This window comes from Vibrio sp. J1-1 (genome assembly GCF_021728395.1).
GTDB lineage: Bacteria > Pseudomonadota > Gammaproteobacteria > Enterobacterales > Vibrionaceae > Vibrio.
In genome coordinates this window covers 144,752-168,675 of record NZ_JAKKCM010000007.1, presented here as the reverse complement: position 1 = coordinate 168,675, position 23,924 = coordinate 144,752, and the positions used below count along the sequence as shown (strand labels likewise).

Here is a 23,924-nt window from a genome sequence, read left to right as displayed (position 1 = left end):
TTAAGAAGGAGCTTGTGATGAAGCGTATTTACCTGCTTGTGCTCATCAGCACCATGTCTGGCTGTGCCATGTTAGAGCCGATTGAAACCGATGAAGTCTCTCAAGCAACAACGGTGGTTGACGCGGTCGAAGGTGATAAATCAGAAGACAGCAGTGGCATTGTCGACACTTTACGCGGCAGAAGTGATCCGGTGGCTGGCGATCCTGCATGGGCTCCAATCCATCCAAAACAGAAGCCGGAACACTATGCTGCGGCAACAGGTTCATTATTCAGTTCAGAACACATAACTGATCTTTATGACGACTCCAAGCCTCGTGGTATTGGCGACATCATCACTGTCACGTTAGATGAAACCACGAGCGCGACCAAGAGTGCTAACGCGGATTTATCGAAAAGCAACGATTCGACCATGGACCCGCTGTCTGTCGGTGGGCAAGAACTGCAAGTCGGCGGCAATTATAACTTTTCTTACGACTTGAACAGCAGTAACAGCTTTGTGGGGGACTCTTCAGCGAAACAGAGTAACAGTATCAGCGGTTACATTACTGTCGAAGTGATCGAAGTACTGGCTAACGGTAATCTGGTTATCCGCGGCGAGAAGTGGATGACGCTGAATACGGGTGATGAGTACATTCGTTTGAGTGGCACCATTCGCCCTGATGACATCAATTTTGATAATACAATCGCTTCAAACCGCGTATCGAATGCCCGCATTCAGTATTCAGGGACGGGTTTGCAACAAGATATGCAAGAGCCGGGGTTCTTGGCACGATTCTTTAATGTAGCGCTTTAAGATGCCGCACGGCGGCAATTTAACTGCTAGAGATAGGTAAGCATGAAAAAAATCTTTTTACTCCTCCTGAGTGTTGCCCTGTTTTCAACTGCTGCTCAAGCCGCACGCATCAAAGACGTCGCGCAAGTGGCAGGGGTTCGTAGCAACCAACTTGTGGGTTATGGTTTAGTTTCAGGATTACCAGGTACCGGCGAGTCCAATCCGTTTACGGAACAAAGCTTCGCGGCCATGCTGCAAAACTTCGGCATTCAAATGCCGCCGGGCACCAAGCCAAAAATCAAAAACGTTGCCGCTGTGATGGTAACGGCAACATTGCCGCCTTTTTCTAAGCCAGGTCAGCAAGTCGATGTCACCGTATCATCCATCGGTAGTGCGAAAAGCCTGCGTGGTGGTACGTTGCTACAAACCTTCTTAAAAGGTTTAGATGGTCAGGTGTATGCCGTTGCACAAGGTAATCTGGTTGTCAGTGGCTTCAGTGCGGAAGGTGCCGATGGCTCAAAGATAGTTGGCAATAACCCAACAGTGGGGCTTATCTCTAGTGGTGCGACGGTAGAGCGAGAAATTCCTAACCCATTTGGTCGCGGCGACTACATCACTTTCAACCTGCTAGAGTCTGATTTCACCACGGCTCAACATATGGCCGATGCGGTTAACAATTTCCTTGGCCCTCAAATGGCCAGTCCGGTCGATGCGACTTCCGTTCGTGTGCGCGCGCCACGTGATGTTAGCCAGCGAGTCGCGTTTCTATCTGCGATTGAAAACCTGGAATTCGAACCAGCAGATAGTGCCGCAAAAATCATCGTTAATTCCCGTACGGGGACCATTGTTGTCGGTAAGCATGTGCGCCTTAAGCCAGCAGCTGTAACGCATGGTGGTATGACGGTTTCCATCAAAGAAAACCTCAGCGTGAGTCAGCCGAATGCCTTCTCGGGCGGCCAGACTGTTGTCGTTCCGGATTCTGACATTGAAGTAAACGAAGAGCAGGGCAAGATGTTCAAGTTTGAGCCGGGCCTGACGTTGGATGATTTGGTTCGCGCGGTCAATGAAGTCGGCGCTGCGCCTTCAGACTTGATGGCGATTTTACAGGCATTAAAACAAGCTGGTGCGATTGAAGGCCAGTTGATCATCATCTAAGTCATTAGGAGGCGACAATGATTAAGAATCCTAACGATATTGGCTTTATCCACGACATCAGCTCACTCGATACGCTAAGACAGAAAGCAGTAAAAGAGGGTAAAGATGGCGATCACGAAGCGTTACGTGCAGCAGCGCGTCAGTTTGAATCCATTTTTACCTCTATGATGCTCAAATCAATGCGTGAAGCAAACGAAGGTTTCGAGTCGAACTTCATGAACAGTCAGAACGAAAAGTTTTACCGTCAGATGTTGGATGAGCAGATGGCGAGTGAGTTGAGTGCTTCGGGTTCAATGGGGCTGGCAGATATGATTGTGGCTCAGCTGACAGTAGGACAGGGTGACGATAAGAGTGAAACCGCTGTGCGTGATGCGGCAAATAATGCCGTGGAGTATCGCCGTGTTGACCCGCAAAAAGCACGTGAAATAGAGCAGCGCTTGATTGAATCTGGCGAATTATCTCGCTCTAACAGTGTACCGGCTCGATTCGATTCCCCAGAATCATTTGTCAGTTCAATGAAGCCTTATGCAGAAAAGGCAGCTAAAGCATTAGGGGTAGAACCATCGCTACTTCTTGCTCAAGCCGCGTTAGAAACGGGCTGGGGACAAAAAGTGATCAAGAACGCTCGTGGCAGCAGCAACAATCTATTTAATATCAAAGCTGATCGCAGTTGGCAGGGGGGTAAAGTCACCACTCAAACATTAGAGTTTCATGATAATACACCAGTGAAAGAAACGGCGGCGTTCCGTTCATACTCAAGCTACCAAGACAGTTTCAATGATTATGTTCGATTCTTAAACGATAATCCTCGTTATGAGGTTGCGCTACAAAAGCGTGGCGATTCTGAGTCATTCATTCGTGATATTCAACGCGCCGGTTATGCAACTGACCCTGACTACGCGGATAAAGTTCTGCAAGTTCAACAGAAAATAGAAAGCATGTAGTCCCCCGTTGTTTTTCTCTCATTTCTGAGGCTTGCCATTGAGCAAGCCTTTATTTTATCGACAGTTCCTCCTTGTGCCTGTTTGGCATACCTTTTGCTTTGTTTGTATTAGTGATCGGACTTTTACCGGTTTTTTCGTTTTTTGGGGGCATGTATGGCGTCAGATCTTCTGAATGTAGGTACTCAAAGTGTGCTTACTGCTCAGAGACAGTTGAACACCACTGGTCATAACATTTCTAATGTTAATACAGAGGGTTACAGTCGTCAGTCAGTGGTTCAAGGTACGAACGATCCACGCCAGTTTGGTGGGGCTACTTACGGTATGGGCGTGCATGTGGAAAATGTTCGCCGCTCTTGGGATCAGTTTGCCGTTAATGAACTCAACTTGGCGTCAACCAACAATGCTAACAAAGTAGATACCCAAGATAATCTCGATATGCTGTCAGGTATGTTGAGCTCGGTTACCTCGAAGAAGATCCCCGAAAACCTCAATGAATGGTTTGATGCGGTTAAAACCATGTCTGACACGCCAAATGATTTAGGCGCGCGTAAAGTGGTGCTTGAAAAATCAAAAATCTTTTCTGACACATTGAACGATTTCCATGAAACAGTGCGTTTACAGTCTGATGTGACCAACAAAAAGTTGGATATGGGCATTGAGCGTATCAATCAAATCGCGTTAGAGGTTCGCGATACTCACCGTTTAATGATGCGTACTCCGGGGCCTCACAATGATCTGATGGATCAACATGAAAAACTGATTAAGGAACTGTCTGAATACACCAAGGTAACGGTCACCCCACGTAAAAATGCAGAAGGGTTTAACGTTCACATTGGTAATGGCCACACCTTAGTGTCTGGCACCGAAGCCAGTCAGTTAAAAATGATTGATGGCTATCCAGACGTTCACCAGCGACGTTTAGCCATGGTGGAAGGGAATGGTATTAAGGCGATTAAATCGGATGATATCGACGGCAAAATTGGCGCTTTACTTGATATGCGTGACCAGCACATTCCCCAGTTGTTTGATGAGATGGGCAGGCTGGCTACGGGCTTTTCATTCAAAGTGAATCAATTGCAATCCCAAGGTTTGGATCTCAATGGCAAAATCGGTAAAGACGTATTTACCGATATAAACTCGGAGCTGGTTGCGCAATCACGTGTGTCTGCCGCACCTGACTCTCAGGCAGAAGTGGCCGTGTATGTGGATGATATCTCGGCTCTCAAAGGTGGGGAGTATACGCTGCGCTATGATGGCGACCAGTATAGTGTCACGACTCCGAAAGGTGATCCGGTTCAGTTGGATATCGATCAGTCGGACTCTTCTTTCGTGCTGGATGGGATGAGAGTGCAGATTGGTGAAGGCCTTGCCGCTGGCGAACGAGTATTGTTGCGTCCTACCCGCAGTGGTGCTGCCATCATTAAAATGGAAACCAACGATGCGAAGTCCATTGCGGCGCAAAGCTATGAAGCGTCAACCACGTTTGCTCAAGGCAGTGCAAAATTCAAGATTCATGAAGCAGGTGATGTCAAAGAGTTCGAGGTGATGGTTCAGCCCGCGGATGAAAAACATGACAAAGCGTGGCTAAAGATTACCGATAACAAAGGAAACTTGTTATCCGATAAGTATAACTATCCGTTGGATAAAGATAATCCAATCATCGAAATTTCAGTGCCGAAGAGCCATCCGTTATATAAAAATGGTGATACGACGATCTTTGAACTCTCGGAAGGCGCGCTGCTGAACGACAAATTTACCGCCAACTTAGTACCGTCACCTGGTGGTAACGGCAACTTGAGGAAAATGCAGCAGTTGCAGACCGACAAAATGATGGATGGCAAGTCGAGTACTTTGATTGATGTTTACCACAACCTAAATACAGAGGTGGGGCTAAAATCGGCAACGGCTAACCGTTTGGCATCTGTAGCTCAGCTGGAACACGAATCAGCACAAGAACGTGTGGCATCCATTTCCGGCGTCAATTTAGATGAAGAAGCTGCCAACATGATGAAATTTCAGCAGGCTTATATGGCGTCGTCACGTGTGATGCAGGCTGCTAATGATACCTTCAACACCATTTTACAACTGAGGTAAGGAGAAGAAATAAGTGTTAACCCGAATTTCTAGTTTCCATAACTATCAGTCCGTACAAAATGACTTGCGTCGGCAAGAGAATAAGGTTCATCACAACCAAGAACAACTTGCATCGGGTAAGAAGTTGCTCAAGCCAAGTGACGACCCTTTGGCTGCGCATTACGTTCAGAATATCGGTCAGCAACAAGAGCAAATACAGCAGTATTTAAACTCGATTGTTTTAGTACGTAACCGTTTAGAAAACCACGAAGTGAACATCGCCAACGCAGAGAGTTTCGCTGACGAATCAAAACGTCTCACGATGGAAATGATTAACGGTGCGCTCTCTGTCGAAGACAGACAAGCCAAAAAGCGTGAGCTGGAAGAAATTGCCAATAACTTTCTGAACTTAGTAAACGCACAAGACGAATCAGGCAACTATGTGTTTGCGGGCACTAAGCCGAAAAATCAGCCTTTTTATCGAGATAAAGACGGCAGTGTGCAGTACGCCGGTGATGACTATCAGCGCAAGATGAAAGTATCCAGCATGCTTGAAATGCCAATGAACGACCCGGGCAGCAAATTGTTTATGGACATCCCCAACCCCTTTGGTGATTACCAGCCTGATTACGAGTTGCAGAACGGCTCAGAGTTGTTGTTAGGTAAAGCGACCAACGCTGACACTGAAGATATGGCTTCCTACCGAGTGACTTTCGTTGATATGAATAACGGTAAGTTTGGCTATCAGTTAGAGCGTGACGGCGCAGTCGTGAAAGCGGATGAGTTTTCCCCAGAGAAAGGCATTGAGTACTACGGGTTAAAAATGCAGGTGAAAGGGCAGATCACGCCCGGTGACAGCATTGGTATCGCTAAGCGTGAGACTTTCAGTATTTTCGACACCTTTAAACAAGCCATGTCATGGTCGGATAAGTCGGTTTCGGATACATCCTCAACAGCGAAATTACACCAAATGACCGAAGAGTTTCAGGCAGCGTTTATTCATCTCAACAAGGCGCGCACGGATGTCGGGGCAAGGCTAAGTACCCTCGATATTCAGGAGCAAAACCACGAAGACTTTAATCTGTCTCTGGCCAAGGCAAAGAGCAATTTTGAAGACTTGGATTACTCGAAAGCCGTTATTGAATTCAGCGAGAATTCACGCGCTTTGCAAGCCTCACAACAAGCTTTTGGTAAAACCAAAGACCTGACGTTATTTAATTATATCTAGGGCTCATACTCAGTTTCATCTAAATCGTTTGGGAAGATTTTAATGCCTTATGTGCCATGCCTTAAGTGCGAAAACTTCCAACCAACGTTAAGGTGTTTTAGCGGCATATTGTTACCGAAAGCGGCAAAAGCCGGTAACTTGTATGTGGTTTTTGTCGAACTCAGTCGCAGTTCTATCGTGTAACTAGTTGTTTATATTTACATTGTTATTCAATTTCCATATGGGTTTTAAGTTGGCATACAAATTGTATTGAGATTATCAGAACGGACTTTTAAATTCTAAACCCTGTGTTCAGGCAGATTTAGTGAGTAACTTTTACGGCCGGTGCTTATCCAAATGAGAGTAAAGCTGGCCGCTTCGCAAAGATTGCGAACTCATAGGAGAGCAAAATGGCTGTAACAGTAAGTACTAACGTCTCCGCGATGACCGCGCAGCGTTATTTAAACAAAGCGACAGATGAGCTAAATACTTCGATGGAACGCTTATCATCAGGTCACAAGATTAACAGTGCGAAAGATGACGCGGCAGGTTTACAGATCTCGAACCGTCTTACTGCTCAGTCTCGTGGCCTAGATGTGGCGATGCGTAACGCGAACGATGGTATATCGATAGCTCAAACCGCTGAAGGCGCAATGAACGAAGCAACCTCAGTGATGCAGCGTATGCGTGATTTGGCGATTCAATCATCAAACGGTACTAACTCCCCGGCGGAGCGTCAGGCGATTAACGAAGAGTCTTCTGCTTTGATTGATGAGCTAAACCGTATCGCAGAAACAACCTCATTCGGTGGACGTCGTCTACTCAACGGTTCATTTGGTGAAGCGGCGTTTCAGATCGGTGCGAGTTCGGGTGAAGCCATGATTATGGGCCTGACCAGTATTCGTGCTGATGATACTCGCATGGGGGGTGTGACTTTCTTCTCTGAAGCCGGCAAAGGTAAAGACTGGAGTGTCGATCCGACTAAAGCGGATCTCAATATTACCCTGCCAGGAATGGGAAAGGATGAAGACGGAAATGTTGATGATCTAGACATTAGCATTACAGCTAAAGCGGGTGACGACATTGAAGAGCTTGCGACATATATTAATGGTCAGTCAGATATGATCAACGCGTCCGTGAGCGAAGACGGCAAGCTACAGATTTTTGTGGCTCATCCAAATGTTCAAGGTGACATTTCTATCTCTGGTGGTCTCGCGTCTGAGTTAGGCTTAAACAGCGAACCTGTTAGAACATCTGTACAAGATATTGATATGACATCAGTGCAAGGCTCTCAGAATGCGATTTCTGTATTGGACAGCGCGCTGAAGTACGTTGATTCACAGCGTGCAGATTTAGGTGCAAAGCAGAACCGCCTGAGCCACAGCATCAATAACTTGGCGAATATCCAGGAAAACGTCGATGCCTCGAACAGCCGAATTAAAGACACAGACTTTGCGAAAGAAACCACGCAAATGACCAAAGCACAAATTTTGCAACAGGCAGGTACATCGATTCTTGCTCAAGCGAAACAGTTGCCAAACTCTGCAATGTCACTATTGCAGTAGTTTTTATACCCAATCGACCTCGCTGAACCTAGCATCTCGAAGTTGTTTGGGTATAGAGCCTGTATTCAATGTATCCAGACGTGGATGGTAATGCGGGCTATTGGCAAGCAGCTTTATAACAGAATGAGCGGCTCTCTCATCTCTCACCTGCCAATCATTTTCAATGTAAAGTTGCACTCGGTATGCCGGAAATGTGTTCATTTCTCTTGATCTTCACATAGGCTCTGGCGACCAACCTAGCCCCAGTTCTCTCAAAGGAAAAGGGGCTTTTCTTTCCCGCTTTACTCAGTCCAATCGAAGTCAGTCCAAATTATTCCCTGGTTAACATCGTTTTTAGTCGCGATATAAATTAGCGGCGTTATTAGTTTTGCGAAGGGAGTTACGGTTTACGGATATCTACACTTTGGCCTCAGCGCGATAACCTGACTGCTCACTGCTCCAAATTGCAGACTTGACGTAAAAAACAGGCAATAAAAAACGCTGCCAATGGCAGCGTTTATCCGTGTTTGAAAGCAAGTATAAATTACTTAGTTACACGTAGAACTGGAGTTTCACCAACAGTTACAGAACCAGAAAGCTTGTTAAGCTCTTTGATTTCGTCCATGTTAGAGATAACAACTGGAGTTAGCGTTGATTTCGCTTTCTCTTCAAGAAGAGCTAGATCGAATTCAATGATAGTGTCGCCAGCTTTAACTGATTGACCTTCTTCAGCGATACGTGTGAAGCCTTCGCCTTTTAGTTCAACTGTATCGATACCGAAGTGAACGAAAAGCTCAACACCGTCGTCAGACTCGATAGAGAATGCATGGTTAGTTTCGAAGATCTTACCGATAGTACCGTTTACAGGAGCTACCATTTTGTCGCCTGCTGGCTTGATAGCAATACCGTCACCAACGATTTTCTCAGCGAAAACGACATCTGGCACGTCTTCGATGTTTACGATCTCACCAGAAAGCGGTGCGATAATTTCGATTGCACCAGCATCAGCGCTGTCATCAGATACAAGCTTCTTAAGTTTGTCAAACAGACCCATTGTGTCATGCTCCTAAGGTTTAGTTTTATTCTATCGAATTATAGTATACCAATATAGCTCATTAGACGACTTTTTTCGCCGTCCAATGGCCATTAAGTATTGAATTACTTGGTACTACGTATTACTGAGCTTTCTCAGCAATGAACTTTTCAACGACTGCTTCAATCTCAGCGGCTGTTGGTAGAGAAAGTGCTTCTTCCGCCATTGCTTTCACTTCTGCGAAGTTAGAGTTACGTATAACTTTCTTCACTTTAGGGATAGAGATACCGCTCATAGAGAACTCATCCAGACCCATACCTAGAAGTAGCAGAGTTGCACGCTCATCACCTGCAAGCTCACCACACATACCAGTCCATTTACCTTCAGCGTGAGATGCATCAATAACTTGCTTGATCACAGTTAGTACCGCTGGTGATAGTGGGTTGTATAGGTGAGAAATCATCTCGTTACCACGGTCAACCGCTAGTGTGTACTGAGTCAGGTCATTAGTACCGATAGAGAAGAATGACACTTCTTTCGCTAGGTGGTGCGCGATTGCTGCTGCTGCTGGAGTCTCAACCATAACACCGATTTCGATGTTTTCGTCGAAAGCATGACCTTCAGCGCGTAGCTCTGCTTTGTACTCTTCGATTGCTTTCTTAAGCTCACGGATTTCTTCAACAGAGATGATCATTGGGAACATGATACGTAGTTTGCCGTGTGCAGAAGCACGTAGGATACCACGTAGCTGGTCACGAAGGATTTCACGACGGTCCAAGCTGATACGTACTGCACGCCAGCCTAGGAACGGGTTCATCTCTTGAGGTAGATCCATGTATGGTAGATCTTTGTCGCCGCCGATATCCATAGTACGGATGATCACAGCTTGACCGTGCATTGCTTCCGCAACTTCTTTGTACGCTTGGTACTGTTCGTCTTCAGTTGGTAGCGCAGTACGGTCCATAAATAGGAATTCTGTACGGTACAGACCAACGCCTTCACCACCGTTACGGATGATGCCATCACAGTCTTTCACTGTACCGATGTTGCCGCAAACTTCTACACGGTGACCGTCAGTCGTTTCTGCGTGTAGATCTTTCAGTTTTGCTAGCTCTTCTTTTTCCGCTATGAATGCAGCTTTAACTGCTTTTGCTTCTTCTAGCTCAGCTTCAGAAGGGTTCACAACAACTTTGTTGTTCATTGCGTCAAGAATCAGCATGTCGCCGTTCTTTACTTGCTTAGTGATGTCGTTAGTACCAACGATAGCAGGTAGCTCAAGTGAGCGAGCCATGATTGAAGTGTGAGATGTACGACCACCGATATCACAAGCAAAACCGAGAACGTAATCGAGGTTAATTTGCGCAGTTTCTGATGGTGTTAGGTCGTAAGCGACTAGGATAACTTCTTCATTGATGTCGCTTAGCGAAACGATGTTGATGCCTAGTGCGTTCTTAACAAAACGAGAACCGATATCACGGATGTCAGTTGCACGTTCTTTCAGGTATTCGTCGTCTAGAGACTCAAGAGCACATGCTTGCTCTTCGATAACTGTGTGAATAGCGTTATCAGCAGTCAGCTTGTCGTTTTTGATTAGTGCTAGGATTTCTTCTTCTAGCTCTTCGTCTTCAAGAAGCATAATGTGACCTTCAAAGATCGCTTCTTTTTCTTCACCAAACGTCTCAAGCGCTTTTTGCTTGATTGTTTCTAGTTGAGCGGAAGATTTATCTCGAGCGTCAAAGAAACGCTGAACTTCAGCTTCTACTTGATCATCAGAAATAGTGTTTGTGTTTAGGACAATTTCATCTTCTTGAAGTAGTAGTGCTTTACCGATTGCAATACCAGGAGATGCTAGGATGCCTGAAATCATAGCCTTACCTTAAGTTTGGTCAACTTTATAAAACGGGAGAATAATGGGTGTGCTAACGAATAGTTTTAGCTTAGTTTAGAGCCTATTTCCAACAAAGCCATTTTGTTTTCACAAAATGGCTTTTGGAGTAGGAGACACCGATTAGTGCAGCTGGTCCATTAGAGCAACTAGGTGATCAACTGCTTGTTGAGCTTGTGGGCCTTCAGCAGAGATAGTTACTTGAGTACCTTTTACTAGGCCTAGTGTTTGTAGTTTGAATAGGCTCTTAGCGCTAGCGCTTTTACCGTTAGAAGTCACAGTGATGTCTGCATCGAATGCTTTCGCTTCTTTTACAAACTGTGCAGCTGGACGAGTGTGAAGACCGTTTTCTGCTGTGATTTCTACTTGCTTCTCGTACATGTGATATACCCCAATAAATGTATTTTTTTGTTAGTAGTGACTAGTTTGAGCTTAACTGCTTTATACCTTGTGCGCTAGCACGGGAGAGTTCAAAGCGTGTTAGTTCTGATACTAGTCAAAAGATTTGCGATTGCGCAACTGTTTGCGTGCGTAATCACTTTGAAACCTTTTTGTGTTCTGCTTCTTTATTTTGAAGCTAGAAATAAAACACCCTGATATTACCAAAGGTGGGGCAGGGATCAACAAAAAAGCCCCTGAACGGGGCTTTTTTAGACGAAAAATTGATTTGAACACATATTACTGTTCGTTCTCTTTTTCCGTAAAGATACCTGCAAATAATGCAGTACTTAGGTAACGTTCACCAGAGCTTGGTAGAATTGTTACGATAGTTTTTCCTTCAAATTCAGGAAGTTCCGCAATTCGGTTCGCTGCTACTACTGCTGCGCCAGAAGAGATGCCAGCAAGGATACCTTCCTCTTCCATTAGACGGCGAGCCATCTCAATCGCCTCTTCAGAAGTAACTGGCTCAACGCGGTCTAGAAGCTCTAAATCTAGGTTACCTGGGATGAAACCTGCACCGATACCTTGAATTTTGTGTGGTGCTGGTTGGATCTCTTCACCTGCTAGCGCTTGTGCAATGACTGGTGACTCTGCAGGTTCTACAGCAACAGAAGTAATCGCTTTGCCTTTTTCGCCTTTAATGTAACGGCTTGTACCTGTAATTGTACCGCCAGTACCAACACCAGCAACAAGCACGTCGATTTCACCGTCAGTCGCTTCCCAGATTTCTGGGCCAGTGGTCTTCTCGTGAATCTCTGGGTTTGCTGGGTTGTTGAACTGTTGAAGAAGTAGGTACTTGTCTGGATTGCTAGCAACGATTTCTTCTGCTTTAGCAATAGCACCCTTCATGCCTTTAGCCGCTTCAGTTAGCTCAAGGTTTGCACCAAGCGCTTTAAGTAGCTTACGACGCTCTAGGCTCATAGATTCAGGCATAGTTAAAGTTAGTTTGTAACCGCGAGCCGCTGCTACGAACGCTAATGCGATACCTGTGTTACCACTGGTTGGCTCTACTAGTTCTACGCCTGGCTTAAGTTTGCCAGACTTCTCTGCATCCCAAATCATGTTCGCACCGATACGGCACTTAACACTGAAGCTTGGGTTACGCGCTTCGATTTTTGCTAGAACGTTGCCTTTGCTCACTTTGTTTAAGCGAACTAGGGGAGTGTTACCAATAGTAAGAGAGTTATCTTCGTAGATCTTGCTCATAGTTATGTTCCTTCATTACACGTTTTGTGAATATAGTTAGAAGAATATTAGGTCTAAAAAAAAGGAAAAGGATTAAAAAGTTATATCTTATTAGGTTGTCCAGATTTCAGCGAGGTAATCGGGAAAAGCAGATGCCTTTCCCGTGCTTCAGGAAACGAATCGATTACCTTTGGTGTTTGAACTCAGCGACCCACATTGCAGTGGCACCGCATATCGCAACGGGCATGACGATAAGGTTCAAAATTGGAATGGTTGTGAATACAGAAACTAAAACGCCAAATCCATAGGTTTTACCTTGTTTTTGTTTCAATTTGTAACGCATATCGTTGAAGGGAATTTTGTGGTTATCAAAGGGGTAATCACAGTACTGGATAGCCAATATCCAGGCCGTGAAGATAAACCAAAGGAATGGACCAACGGTTTGACCGAGCGCAGGGATCAGTAGTAGCAAAAACAAACCAATCGCTTTAGGCAATACATAAAGCAGCTTACGCCACTCTCGTGCTAAGACTCGAGGAACATCCTTAATTACAGCAGTGAAGCCGTCATCATTGATTTTTTGTCCGGTTAGGTATTCTTCTACTTTCTCTGCCAGCAGTCCGTTGAACGGTGCAGCGATAAAGTTTGCTAAAGTACTAAAGAAATACGAGAACGTGGCAAGTATGGTTAGCGCGAGCAGAGGCCAAAGCACATAGGTTAGCCAGGATAGGAACCCTGGCAATTGACCAATCCAGTTCTCAATCCATACATTTAAGTGAGAGAACAGATAAAAAATGGCACCACCGACAAGGAGAACGTTCGCTAATAGTGGTAATACAACAAAGCGTCTGATCTTTGGAGATAGTGCTAGCTTTATTCCATACAGGAAATAACCGAATCCGGTTTTTGGCTGATTGTTTAGCGTCATATCCATTTCGTTTTGAGAGAAAGAAAATTCATTGTACCTGTCGCGACTTTTCTTTCAATGCCTTAACAAAAGGTCTATCGTAAAGTGGAATCGTGGCAAGAATCACAACAAAAAAGTGAACTTCTTGCATTAAGTTGTTCTAAACCTCCATATAGTTTTGGTAAAGTAAACGTATCATTCAGAATAATTACACTTGGGTTGCTGCTCAAGGAACTGCGAGTAGTACAAACAAGTATATTGAGAGTAAATAATGCAGGAATTGCGATTCGTACTCATTGTTGTTGGCGTTTTAGCCATTGCGGCATTACTGTTTCATGGTTTGTGGAGCAGTAAGAAAGAAGGCAAAGCGAAATTTGGTAACAAGCCTCTGGGTAAATTAGAGGTTGACCAAGGGGATTCAGATTCAGTAGAGCAAGAGCGAAGCTTCGCCTCTGCTCCTGAAGACGATTTTGAAATTATTCGTAAAGACCGTAAAGAACCAGACTTTGGCATGGACAATGCGTTTGATTCGAAGTTTGAGGTGGATCCTCTACTTGGTGGAGTCCCGGAAGACAAGCCGTTTAAGGAAGAGTCAGAAGAGTTCCCTTCATTTGTTGCACAGAAGAGTCATGATGAGGACATCGTAGTTCAAGAACCTGTGAGGCAAGAGCCCGCACAGTCAGTTTTTGAGGAAACAGCACCTTCAGCGTTTGAAGAACCTAAGACTGAAATGCATGTCGCAGAGCAACCAGCAGCAGCGCCTGAGCAACAAGAAGAGCCTAAACCTGAACCAGAAATGCAGGTGATTGTTCTCAATGTGCATTGCGCTGGTGAAGAGCCATTCGTTGGCACAGAACTGTTTGATAGCATGCAGCAAAATGGACTGATTTATGGCGAGATGGATATCTTCCATCGACACGTTGATTTGTCGGGTAACGGAAAAGTATTGTTCAGCGTTGCTAATATGATGCAACCAGGCACCTTAGAGCATGGAGACCCAGCCGAATTTACAACTAAAGGCATCTCATTCTTTATGACGCTACCTTGCTTTGGTGAAGCGGAACAAAACTTCAACCTGATGCTTCGTACAGCACAACAGATTGCTGACGACATGGGAGGGAATGTTCTTGATGATCAAAGAAACTTGATGACTCCTGACCGATTAGCGGCTTATCGACGTCAAATAGTTGAGTTTAAGACGGCGAACGCATAATCTTGACACCAATTTTTAAAAGGGCTCCGATTGGAGCCCTTTTTCTTCGATTCCCAACCTCATTGATTGACAATACACGGGGCTTTAATATGTCTGAATCAGTACTTCAACGACTAGAAGAATTAAAAGAGTCGTTGCATTACCACGCCGTTCGTTACTACGTGGAAGATAACCCAGAGATTCCGGATGCTGAATATGATCGACTCATGCGTGAATTGCTGGATATTGAAGCTCAACACCCGGACCTAGTTACTGTTGATTCGCCTAGCCAGCGTGTTGGCGGAAAGCCGTTATCTGAATTTAGCGAAGTTAAGCATGAAGTTCCGATGCTGTCATTAGATAATGCCTTTGACGACAGCGAGCTGGACAGCTTCCACAAACGAGCACAAGACAGAGTTGGCAATCAAAGTGTTAAACAATACTGTTGCGAACCTAAACTGGATGGCCTAGCAGTAAGCCTATTGTACGAGAACGGTGTTCTTGTTCAGGCTGCGACGCGCGGTGACGGTACAACGGGTGAAAACATTACTGAAAACGTTCGGACCATCAATGCCATCCCTCTAAAACTACGAGGAAATGATTGGCCTGAACGCCTAGAAGTACGTGGTGAGGTTTTCATGCCAAAAGCGGGCTTTGAACAACTGAACGAGCTGGCTCGCCAAAAGGGATACAAAGTTTTTGTTAATCCTCGCAATGCAGCGGCTGGTAGTTTACGTCAGTTAGATTCTCGTGTTACTGCTTCGCGCCCACTTAGCTTCTATGCGTACAGTGTGGGTGTTGTTCAGGGAGCAGATTTAGCGTCGAGTCATTATGAGCGCTTTCTGCAAATTAAGTCATGGGGACTACCTATGTGTCCCGAGACTAAGCGTGTCGACAGCCTGGCTGATGTTAAAGCGTACTACCAAGATATTCTACAGCGACGTGATGCTTTGCCATACGAGATTGATGGTGTCGTTATAAAAATCGACGATATTGCGATTCAAGAAAGACTGGGCTTCGTTGCTCGTGCTCCTCGCTGGGCTATTGCTTATAAGTTCCCTGCGCAAGAAGAGATCACCACATTGAATGATGTGGAATTTCAGGTAGGGCGTACTGGTGCGATTACGCCAGTCGCAAAACTGGAACCTGTTTTTGTCGGTGGTGTGACGGTAAGTAATGCTACTTTGCATAACGCTGATGAAATTGAACGTCTTCAAGTTAAAATTGGTGATCAAGTCGTGATCCGCCGTGCTGGTGACGTGATTCCTCAAGTTGTCTCAGTGATCCGCGAGCGTCGTCCAGAAAACGCGCGAGATATTGTGTTCCCATCGCTATGCCCAGTTTGCGATTCTCATGTAGAGCGTATAGAGGGAGAAGCGGTGACTCGCTGTACAGGTGGTTTGGTTTGCCAAGCACAGCGTAAACAAGCTCTAAAGCACTTTGTGTCACGTAAAGCGTTAGATGTCGATGGTCTTGGCGATAAAGTAATAGAACAGCTTGTTGATCGCGAAATGGTCGAAACTCCAGCGGATCTGTTTAAGTTGTCGGCGGGTATTTTGACGGTTTTAGAGCGTATGGGGCCTAAGTCAGCGCAGAACATTGTGAATGCGCTAGACAAGTCTAAGTTAACCACATTACCACGCTTTTTATATTCACTAGGTATAAGAGAAGTCGGCGAAGCGACAGCTGCTAACTTAGCTCAGCATTTCAAAACGCTAGAAGCGATTCAGGTTGCAACAGAAGAGCAGTTGATTGAAGTGCAGGATATCGGCGTTATTGTGGCTAAGCACATTTCCACTTTCTTTAGTGAACCTCAAAACCAGGCAGTAGTGAAAGATTTACTAGAACAAGGTATTCACTGGCCAGAAATTAGTACTCCTGAGCAAGGTGCCGACCTACCGCTAGAAGGTAAGACGGTTGTATTAACCGGTACGCTTTCTCAACTAGGCCGCTCCGAAGCAAAAGAGGCACTACAAGCGATGGGTGCTAAAGTTACTGGCAGTGTATCGAAGAAAACCGATATTTTATTTGCAGGTGAAAATGCGGGTTCTAAATTGGCAAAAGCGCAAGATTTAGGGGTCGAAATTAAAACCGAACAAGACTTACTCGACTTGATGAATTAAGTTAAGCCAAAACGTAATTACCTTTCTAATAAGCCCCAGTAGCTATGCTTCTGGGGTTTTTTAATGCCTTTTATTAAGTCCAGATATTTCTGTTATTAGAATGATTTAACCTTTTCAGTGATCAAGATCTCTCCTTGGGGGATTAGAGTTATTTTGTTTCATACTCTGCGAGGCACTTCATATGGGACTTTTTAGCGTGATTATCTGTTTGATTTATATTGATTTTTCCTGGTTAGTCTAAGGTTTGTAAAAATAAGATCTGGATCAACAACTTATATGGAACTTTGTTGTGGCTCATATTTTTTTAGAAAAAAAATAAGTTCCATTTGGATGTTTTTAGTCGCGAAGTTAGTCTTGATAGCGTGTTACACAAGGTGTGTATGCAGGAACAAAAAAGCCGAGTTAGGAATAACGAAGCTTTACCATGAAATTACTTCTCTCCTTCGGCGGCCAACTAAAGGTGAGATAGAAAAATACAGCTATATCTATTTTTAGGAGTTTATCCATGGACAAATTTTTTAAGGTATCTGCCCTAACTGCGGCAATGTTTGGTGTAGTTGCTGTAGCTCCAGTCAGTGCATCAACTGAGAGCTCTGCTGGTGGAGAATATGTCGAGAAAGTTAACGAATTTATGCACGAATCTAGTTTAAATGGTTTGTTCGTAGTTGACACTCGTTCACGTACTCGTACGTCAGGTAAACCTGGTGGTGATAACGGAGACCGTTGGAGCCGTCTAAACTACTCTTCTTACAACGCAATTTTAGACTTTACTTCAGGTTACCACGGTGGTTGGTTAGGTGCGGACGTTGCGGCTTACTACTCTGGCGACCTTTACAACGACAGCCTTTACAATTCAAACGAAGGCTACCTATGTAACGAAATCTCCACTTGTAATAACCTCGACTGGGGTGCAGGTGATGGCAAACAACTTAAAGTTTACAAAGCAGCGCTTAAGTTTAAAGCGAACGAAAACTTCAACGCGCGTTTTGGTATGTTGCAAGCTGGTGGTAACGGAACTATCGGTAACGTATGGAGCTTCGTTCCTGGCACTTACCGTGGTTTCGAGCTAAATGCTAAGCTAGGCGATTTCAACCTAAGCTACTTCGGTGCAGATCAATTTACAGCACCTTGGCTACTTCACGAAGATGACTACGCTCCAGCACTTTGGTCTGACACTTCATGGAGCTACCTACACTCTTTAGGCCTAAACGGCAATATCACTGACAGCTTGTTCTTCCAACTAGGTTTTGGCCAAGCGACAGGCGTTAAATATGCGAATGATGTCGATTGGGGGGCAGGTCAAGTAACTAGCTACCACAATGAAACTGACAACACGTCTTACAAAGCGTACTTGAAGTACACAGTAAGTGATAGTGCGAGCATAGCATTCGATTTCTATGGTGTTGACGATGATGTTAAATACGATGGATTGGGCTACCACACAGGCCTATCCTGGAATCAATCTTTCGACAAGCTATCATGGATGTCTGAACTACGTTACACAGACACAGATAACCGTTCTGACTTCGTTCCTCGTACTATTCACACTTACGGTATGAACAACGGTACTTGGTCTCAGTGGTGGGATGCTCTATCTGACTGGAACAAAGCGGGCGAGCTAGCATGGTACAACCGTCTATCTTACAACCAAGGTAATGGCTGGAACTACTACCTAGGCTTTGGCTACGGTTCTGGTGCTGACTCAGCAGCTAGCGGTGCATCAGGTGACTGGGATTACGAAAGCGAGTACGCATTCAATGCAACAGTATCTTACTCTCTACAGAGCGGTGCACTTAAAGGCTCAACAGTTCGCCTACACGGAACTATCTTAGAGCGTGATGAGTATGCAGGTGCAAATGATGCTGACGAGACAGATTTACGTCTACAAGTTCTTATCCCTTACAGCTTCAACTAAACTATTTGTTTCGTTGAACTAGGGTAATCAAAAAGGGGCCATCAGGCTCCTTTTCTTATTTTGTTTCTTGCCCACCATATATTTTGCAATAGAGTGGTGGTAAAATTTCAACATTACCGTTTGGCAACTCACATCTAATTTCAGGGGCTAATGTTCTCCCTACTGAAGATCCATTTGCTTGAATGCTAAATGGAATAGTGGCTGAAAATAATAATATTCCAACTAATAGTTTCATATTGTACACCCTCATGTGTTCAAGACTTAATTTCGAAAAAATACACAAAGTTTTTGCATTTTAACGAGATAATTACTCAAACAAAAACATGCCTCACTACCTTTGATAATTTTCACTCATCCTCTTGGAAAGCGCGTTTGCATATCATATGCCTCATCGCCTTTGAAACTAACTCTCGAAAGGCTGCTGATGCCAATCAGAGGAGGCCAACAATTGAGGCTGGGATGGCATTCCTACTTACCTAAAATATAAGCATCAAACTACAATGCTTATTCATTAAGTATATATCCAGACTAATAAAGATCAAAAATTTATTTATGATAAGTTAATTTTTCAATTTTAAATTAGAGTAAATATAGTACGAGATAATTTAATATCTATTTGATTCTATAACATAGGGTAATGTTATTTTCTAATTTATAGATAGTATAATAATAGTAACCTTTGACTTAATTTTTATTGGGAATTAAATTAAGGTAATGAAATAAAAGAAGTAGTGAGGGGGAATAATAATGGAGCCATGTAAGCTCCATTACTTTGACATAAATTAATCATCAACAGGTTCTATTACTAAAATAATACCCTTTACCGCAACGATTTTGACTCTAGTGCCTGCAGGAAGGGGTTGGTCACTTTGGGCAGACCAAGTGGTATCGGCAACATGGATTCTATTCAATCCAACGGAGAAGTCTTCGTCTATGGTAAGAGTTTGTCCAATCAGTTGCTTGTATTTCTGGTTAAGATCTCTGGACTGATCATCTTGTTTGTCTTTTTTCCATTGACGTCGCCACCACAACCAAGTGGTGACAAGACTGAACGTGGCAAAAGACAACCACTGTAGCTGCCAGCTAATCGGCATCAGAGACAATAAAATACCAACCAACAGTGCAGACAGACCAAGCCACAGAAAATAACCCGCTGTTCCGAGTAATTCTACAGCAAGTAGACCAAACCCTAGTGCGAGCCAGTGCCAGAAGGTGATTCCATCAAGTAAGCTTATAAAGTCCATAGGCAGGTCTTATTCTTTGTTTTGTTGTTTAAACATTTCAGCAATGCCCGCAACGGAGCCCATTAGCCCCGTTGCTTCCAGAGGTAGCATGATGATCTTACCGTTTTCAGCTTGGCCAATGCTCTTAATTGCATCGGTATAGCCCTGAGCGATAAAGTAATTAACAGCTTGCATGTCACCTTTTGCTATTGCTTCAGAAACCATGTAAGTCGCTTTGGCTTCTGCCTGTGCTGCGCGCTCACGCGCTTCTGCATGAAGAATAGCAGACTGTTTCTCACCTTCAGCTTTCAATATTTGTGATTGCTTGTGACCTTCTGCTTTTAAGATCTCGGCTTGACGTACGCCCTCTGCTTCAAGGATTTCTGCACGTTTGTTTCGTTCGGCTTTCATTTGTGCGTTCATCGCCGCTGTTAAATCGGCTGGTGGCTGTACATCCTTGATCTCAATACGCGTCACTTTTACACCCCACGGGTTGGTGGCTTGGTCAACAATGAGTAGAAGCTTTGAGTTGATCATATCGCGCTGACTGAGCATCTCATCGAGCTCCATTGAACCTAATACGGTACGAATATTGGTTAGGGTAAGGTTTCTAATCGCATGCTCTAGGTCGTTAACTTCATAGGCGGCTTTTGCAGCTTCCACGACTTGTACGAAACAGACGGCATCAATAGTCACGTTAGCGTTATCTTTACTGATGACCTCTTGTGCGGGGATATCTAAGACGCGCTCCATCATGTTTATTTTATGACCGACACGGTCGATAAAAGGGATTATTAAATTTAACCCGGGTTTGAGAGTGTGGGTATAACGTCCAAATCGCTCAACGGTCCAGTTGTTCCCTTGAGGAACGGTTTTTATGGCGGATGAAATAATAATAATGGCAAGGACAACAAAAATACCGATAGTAATCAACGAATCAATTGGCATGGAATATTCCCTTAAATGCATAAAGTCTGATTCATTTTTACTCATTTATCACGATTAGACAATTGAAGATATGAGAACAGGTGAAGTTGCTTGATGTCAGACAAAATAAAGGCCAGAAAACTCCGGCCTTTATATCAAATCCATACTTTGGCGAACTTAGTATAAGATCGAGTACAACTGACGACGATACTTGCCCGCTAAAGCATTACCTTGACCTAACGCGCTAAGAATATCCATGAAGGTCTTCTTCACTTCACCATCCTGAGCACCTAAGTTTACTTTTAAAATGTTCCAAAGTAGTTCTAATGCTTCTTCATCACGGCCAACTTGGTTGTACTGAACCGCTAACTCACATGCCAGTTCCAGATTGTCTGTATTTGCGGCGTACTCTTGTTCCAAGCGCTGAAGCTCTGGGCTGTCAGCCGCTTGCAGATGCAATTCAAGCTTAGCGATTAAGCCTTTGTAGTAATTATCCTGATACTCAAGTGGAATAGAACCTAATAGCTCTTGAGCAACATCAAACTGTTTAGTCTCCAGTAAGCAATCTGCCGTAGCCAGTTTGACATCGCCACGAGATTGTAGCTCTGCTGGCAGTGTGTGGATGATACTCAGAGCTTCTGCGTGCTGACCTTGTTGTAAAAGTTCAGTAACCTGCTTCAGTAGCTGTTCATCTGGGCTTGGTAGGTGCTTCTGGAGCATGGCTGCGATGGCGTCAATCGGTTGGGGGCCACCTAATCCGTCTACTGCCTGTCCATTGATAAACAACGCGATAGTCGGTAGAACCTGAACACCAAACTGCGACGCTAAGGTTGGTTGGTCTTCACAGTTAAGTAAAGCAAGGGTAAAAGCTCCATTGTACTGTTGAGCAAGCGTTTGTAACTCAGGGAGTATTTGTGCGCTTTCTGGCTGAGCATTAGCCCAAAAATGGATCAGAACGGGCGTGTTCATTGATCCTTCAAGCGTTTCGCGAAAGTTCTGTTCTGTGATCTCAACGATAAATGGGGATTGCATCAGAGTATCCTTGCTTTTGTTTCTTGTCGTTGCTTGTAGATATGGAGTTGATTTAGAGGAAAATCAAGCAGTATCGCTAAATAACCTCGAGATGGATTGGTGAGATTTAGATTTTATAGAAAGGAAAAACGCTGCCGAAGCAGCGTTGTCCTAATAGCAAGCAAAAGTGCTATGAAATTGGCGAGTCCTGCACGGTGATCATCATTTTTATCGTGCAAGGTGTGGTATCAGAATAGGATGAACAAGGTCACCACTACACCCACACTAAGCCAGTTAAGCTGATTTAATGTCATTATTGTCTCGCATCGGAACAAGAAATTGCTACAAAACAGAACGGGTGGCGATACCAAATCTAATCAAGTCTATACCTAAAATTGCCTTCATTTTAGTAAGAGTTGCCTAGATATTGATTCGAACAGGTGAGGCTTTTTTAGCCTACATGTTCATAATGACATCACATTGTTACGATGAAATTACATTACAACAAAAGATTTTTATGCTGCTTGTCGCAAAATTTTATCGAGCAGTCGTGCTGGTAACACCCTTTTCAACACTGCAAACAGCTTGGTTGGGGTGGTAATACGGTAGCGGATTTTGGGTGAATCGCTGGTGAGTGCATGTAAGACTGGGGGGATACACGCTTCTGCTGGCAGGACAAATTTATTGTTTGATTTGTCATTATCTAAACGCTGTTTTTGAGCATCATACGCGGTGCGGTGTGGACTGGACTCCGTGTCGATCCACTTTTCAAAGGCCGCAAGCGCATTTTGTCTAAACTGAGTTTCGATAGGTCCCGGCTCTATAAGCGCAACTTTGATATTGGTGTCGGCCAGTTCAAGTCTTAGGGTGTCTGACCACCCCTCCAGAGCAAACTTTGACGCATTATATGCCCCACGATATTTCATTGCGGCAAAGCCAAGTACCGAGCTGTTTTGAATGATACGGCCTTCGCCTTGGGAACGCATGTGTGGAAGAATCTCTCGTACCAGTTGATGCCAGCCAAAAAAGTTTGTCTGGAACTGTGCTTTGAGCGCTTCGGTTGGGAGGTCTTCTAATGCGCCAGGCTGACCGTATGCTCCGTTGTTAAATAAAGCGTACAGTTTTCCCTGAGCTAAACTTATCGCCTGTTCAGCACCACGCGTGATGCTGATGGGATCATTGAGGTCGAGTTGTATGCAGGTTAAGCCCTCGGCCTGCAATCGCTGGACATCGTCAGCGCTTCTGCACGAGGCAATGACATTAAAGCCTTGCGCTTTCAGGGCATGAGCGCACACATAACCAATACCGGTTGAGCAACCAGTGATAAGAATCGACTTGTTCATAAATTAAGCTCAGAATAAACGTATATTAACGTTTATCATTCAACAGCTTCGCTCATGAAGCAAGTGTTTAAGTGCCGGTTCAATTCTCGAGTAACTGAACTGGAAATCCAATTCTGTCAGTTTTTTAGGTTTGGCTCTAAGGCTGTCAAACAACAGGCAAGCTGATTCTCCCATCACCAACTCCATGAGCCATTGAGGCGTGAACAGTATATGCGGTCGTTTTAGCGTTTTCGCTAATGTCGCGCTGAAAATGCGATTGCTTACTGGATGTGGGGCACACATGTTAAACGCGCCATGGGCATGAGGGGTGTTTAGTAAATACATGATGGCACGCACCATGTCTAGGATATGAATCCAGGGTAGGTATTGGTTACCGTTTCCAAGTGGTCCACCCAGTCCCAGCTTATAGGGGAGTAACATTTTTGCCAAGGCACCCCCATTGGGGCCGAGTACAACGCCAGTCCGTAATAAACAAACTCGTGTGTCCTCTGATTCTGCACGTTTAGCAATCTGTTCCCATTTATCGCAAACAAGGTGCGGAAACTCTTCACTGTTAACATGCAGGCACTCATCAAACGGATGCTCTTGTTGGTCGCCATAATACCCGACAGCAGATCCACTGATGAACACGGACGGTGGTTTTGTACTCGCATGGATAAGCTCGACAATTTGTTCGGTTATTTTCCAGCGGCTTTGGCAAATTTTATCTTTCTGCTTTTGTGTCCAACGTTTATCTGCGATTGGCTCCCCCGCGAGGTTGATGATCGCGTCAATGTGATTGAGATCGGCAAGTTGGTCAAGAGAGTCTATATACTCAATATTACCGACATCAGCATGCTGCAAATGCTGTTTTGCTTTTTCTGGTGAACGTGTTAATAGCACCACGTGATGAGTGGTGAGTAGCTTGAGCAACTCTGAGCCAATAAATCCTGTTCCGCCGGTTAATAGTATCTTCATGGCGTCTCATTGAATGACAAAAACATGAAATCATTATAGTCACTTTGTTTGCCGTATGATCAGATTCTCCCATGTATTCATCGTTA

At 44.5% G+C, this 23,924-nt stretch carries 21 protein-coding genes; 9 read left to right on the top strand and 12 right to left on the bottom strand.

What is annotated here, in order from left to right:
* Nucleotides 1-17: 17 nt before the first annotated feature.
* The 6 genes from flgH (at nt 18) to L3V31_RS13135 (ending at nt 7,717) form a co-directional block, all read left to right on the top strand.
* Entirely contained in the window at nt 18-794 is a 777-nt protein-coding gene (gene flgH, locus L3V31_RS13160) for a flagellar basal body L-ring protein FlgH (protein WP_237316470.1), read from the top strand.
* Between the two features lie 42 nt (nt 795-836).
* Nucleotides 837-1,928, top strand: a complete 1,092-nt coding sequence (locus tag L3V31_RS13155) for a flagellar basal body P-ring protein FlgI (protein WP_237316469.1) — start codon at nt 837-839, stop codon at nt 1,926-1,928.
* A 17-nt stretch (nt 1,929-1,945) separates the two neighbouring features.
* Complete coding sequence (gene flgJ / locus L3V31_RS13150) at nt 1,946-2,872, top strand: flagellar assembly peptidoglycan hydrolase FlgJ (RefSeq protein WP_237316468.1); 927 nt, start codon at nt 1,946-1,948, stop codon at nt 2,870-2,872.
* A 153-nt stretch (nt 2,873-3,025) separates the two neighbouring features.
* Nucleotides 3,026-4,966, top strand: coding sequence for a flagellar hook-associated protein FlgK (gene flgK / locus L3V31_RS13145; RefSeq protein ID WP_237316467.1), 1,941 nt, complete (start codon nt 3,026-3,028; stop codon nt 4,964-4,966).
* Nucleotides 4,967-4,979: 13 nt separating this feature from the next.
* Entirely contained in the window at nt 4,980-6,173 is a 1,194-nt protein-coding gene (gene flgL / locus L3V31_RS13140; RefSeq protein ID WP_237316466.1) for a flagellar hook-associated protein FlgL, read from the top strand.
* A 389-nt stretch (nt 6,174-6,562) separates the two neighbouring features.
* Nucleotides 6,563-7,717, top strand: a complete 1,155-nt coding sequence (locus tag L3V31_RS13135) for a flagellin (RefSeq protein ID WP_237316465.1) — start codon at nt 6,563-6,565, stop codon at nt 7,715-7,717.
* 3 nt (nt 7,718-7,720) lie between these two features.
* Here L3V31_RS13135 and L3V31_RS13130 read toward each other — a convergent pair whose 3' ends face one another.
* The 6 genes from L3V31_RS13130 to cysZ all read right to left on the bottom strand — a co-directional run bounded on the left by L3V31_RS13130 (nt 7,721) and on the right by cysZ (nt 13,168).
* A complete protein-coding gene (locus L3V31_RS13130) occupies nt 7,721-7,918 on the bottom strand; it encodes a hypothetical protein (RefSeq protein WP_237316464.1) in 198 nt (65 codons plus the stop codon).
* Between the two features lie 322 nt (nt 7,919-8,240).
* Nucleotides 8,241-8,750, bottom strand: a complete 510-nt coding sequence (gene crr / locus L3V31_RS13125; protein ID WP_014231102.1) for a PTS glucose transporter subunit IIA — start codon at nt 8,748-8,750, stop codon at nt 8,241-8,243.
* A gap of 121 nt (nt 8,751-8,871) precedes the next feature.
* Nucleotides 8,872-10,596: a phosphoenolpyruvate-protein phosphotransferase PtsI gene (gene ptsI / locus L3V31_RS13120; RefSeq protein WP_237316463.1), complete on the bottom strand. Its 1,725-nt coding sequence runs from the start codon at nt 10,594-10,596 to the stop codon at nt 8,872-8,874.
* A 141-nt stretch (nt 10,597-10,737) separates the two neighbouring features.
* Nucleotides 10,738-10,995, bottom strand: coding sequence for an HPr family phosphocarrier protein (locus L3V31_RS13115; RefSeq protein ID WP_005382043.1), 258 nt, complete (start codon nt 10,993-10,995; stop codon nt 10,738-10,740).
* Between the two features lie 297 nt (nt 10,996-11,292).
* Nucleotides 11,293-12,261, bottom strand: a complete 969-nt coding sequence (gene cysK, locus L3V31_RS13110; protein WP_061778637.1) for a cysteine synthase A — start codon at nt 12,259-12,261, stop codon at nt 11,293-11,295.
* 163 nt (nt 12,262-12,424) lie between these two features.
* Nucleotides 12,425-13,168: a sulfate transporter CysZ gene (cysZ, locus tag L3V31_RS13105; protein ID WP_237316462.1), complete on the bottom strand. Its 744-nt coding sequence runs from the start codon at nt 13,166-13,168 to the stop codon at nt 12,425-12,427.
* Between the two features lie 250 nt (nt 13,169-13,418).
* On the opposite strand from cysZ, the gene zipA reads away from it, so the two are divergent.
* The 3 genes from zipA (at nt 13,419) to L3V31_RS13090 (ending at nt 18,377) form a co-directional block, all read left to right on the top strand.
* Entirely contained in the window at nt 13,419-14,360 is a 942-nt protein-coding gene (gene zipA / locus L3V31_RS13100) for a cell division protein ZipA (RefSeq protein ID WP_237316461.1), read from the top strand.
* Between the two features lie 89 nt (nt 14,361-14,449).
* Entirely contained in the window at nt 14,450-16,462 is a 2,013-nt protein-coding gene (gene ligA, locus L3V31_RS13095) for an NAD-dependent DNA ligase LigA (protein WP_237316460.1), read from the top strand.
* A 505-nt stretch (nt 16,463-16,967) separates the two neighbouring features.
* The gene (locus L3V31_RS13090; RefSeq protein WP_237316459.1) at nt 16,968-18,377 is read left to right on the top strand and encodes an OprD family porin; all 1,410 of its coding nucleotides are present in this window, start codon (nt 16,968-16,970) and stop codon (nt 18,375-18,377) included.
* Between the two features lie 55 nt (nt 18,378-18,432).
* Here the strand turns inward: L3V31_RS13090 and L3V31_RS13085 are convergent, their stop codons facing one another.
* From L3V31_RS13085 to L3V31_RS13060, 6 genes are all read right to left on the bottom strand, one after another.
* Nucleotides 18,433-18,612, bottom strand: a complete 180-nt coding sequence (locus L3V31_RS13085) for a hypothetical protein (protein ID WP_237316458.1) — start codon at nt 18,610-18,612, stop codon at nt 18,433-18,435.
* Nucleotides 18,613-19,159: 547 nt separating this feature from the next.
* Nucleotides 19,160-19,621, bottom strand: a complete 462-nt coding sequence (locus L3V31_RS13080) for an NfeD family protein (protein WP_237316457.1) — start codon at nt 19,619-19,621, stop codon at nt 19,160-19,162.
* A gap of 9 nt (nt 19,622-19,630) precedes the next feature.
* Nucleotides 19,631-20,548, bottom strand: a complete 918-nt coding sequence (locus L3V31_RS13075) for an SPFH domain-containing protein (RefSeq protein ID WP_237316456.1) — start codon at nt 20,546-20,548, stop codon at nt 19,631-19,633.
* 156 nt (nt 20,549-20,704) lie between these two features.
* Nucleotides 20,705-21,559, bottom strand: coding sequence for a co-chaperone YbbN (locus L3V31_RS13070; protein ID WP_237316455.1), 855 nt, complete (start codon nt 21,557-21,559; stop codon nt 20,705-20,707).
* Between the two features lie 494 nt (nt 21,560-22,053).
* A complete protein-coding gene (locus L3V31_RS13065; protein ID WP_237316454.1) occupies nt 22,054-22,881 on the bottom strand; it encodes an SDR family oxidoreductase in 828 nt (275 codons plus the stop codon).
* A 39-nt stretch (nt 22,882-22,920) separates the two neighbouring features.
* Nucleotides 22,921-23,838, bottom strand: coding sequence for a TIGR01777 family oxidoreductase (locus L3V31_RS13060; RefSeq protein WP_237316453.1), 918 nt, complete (start codon nt 23,836-23,838; stop codon nt 22,921-22,923).
* Nucleotides 23,839-23,924 lie beyond the last annotated feature (86 nt).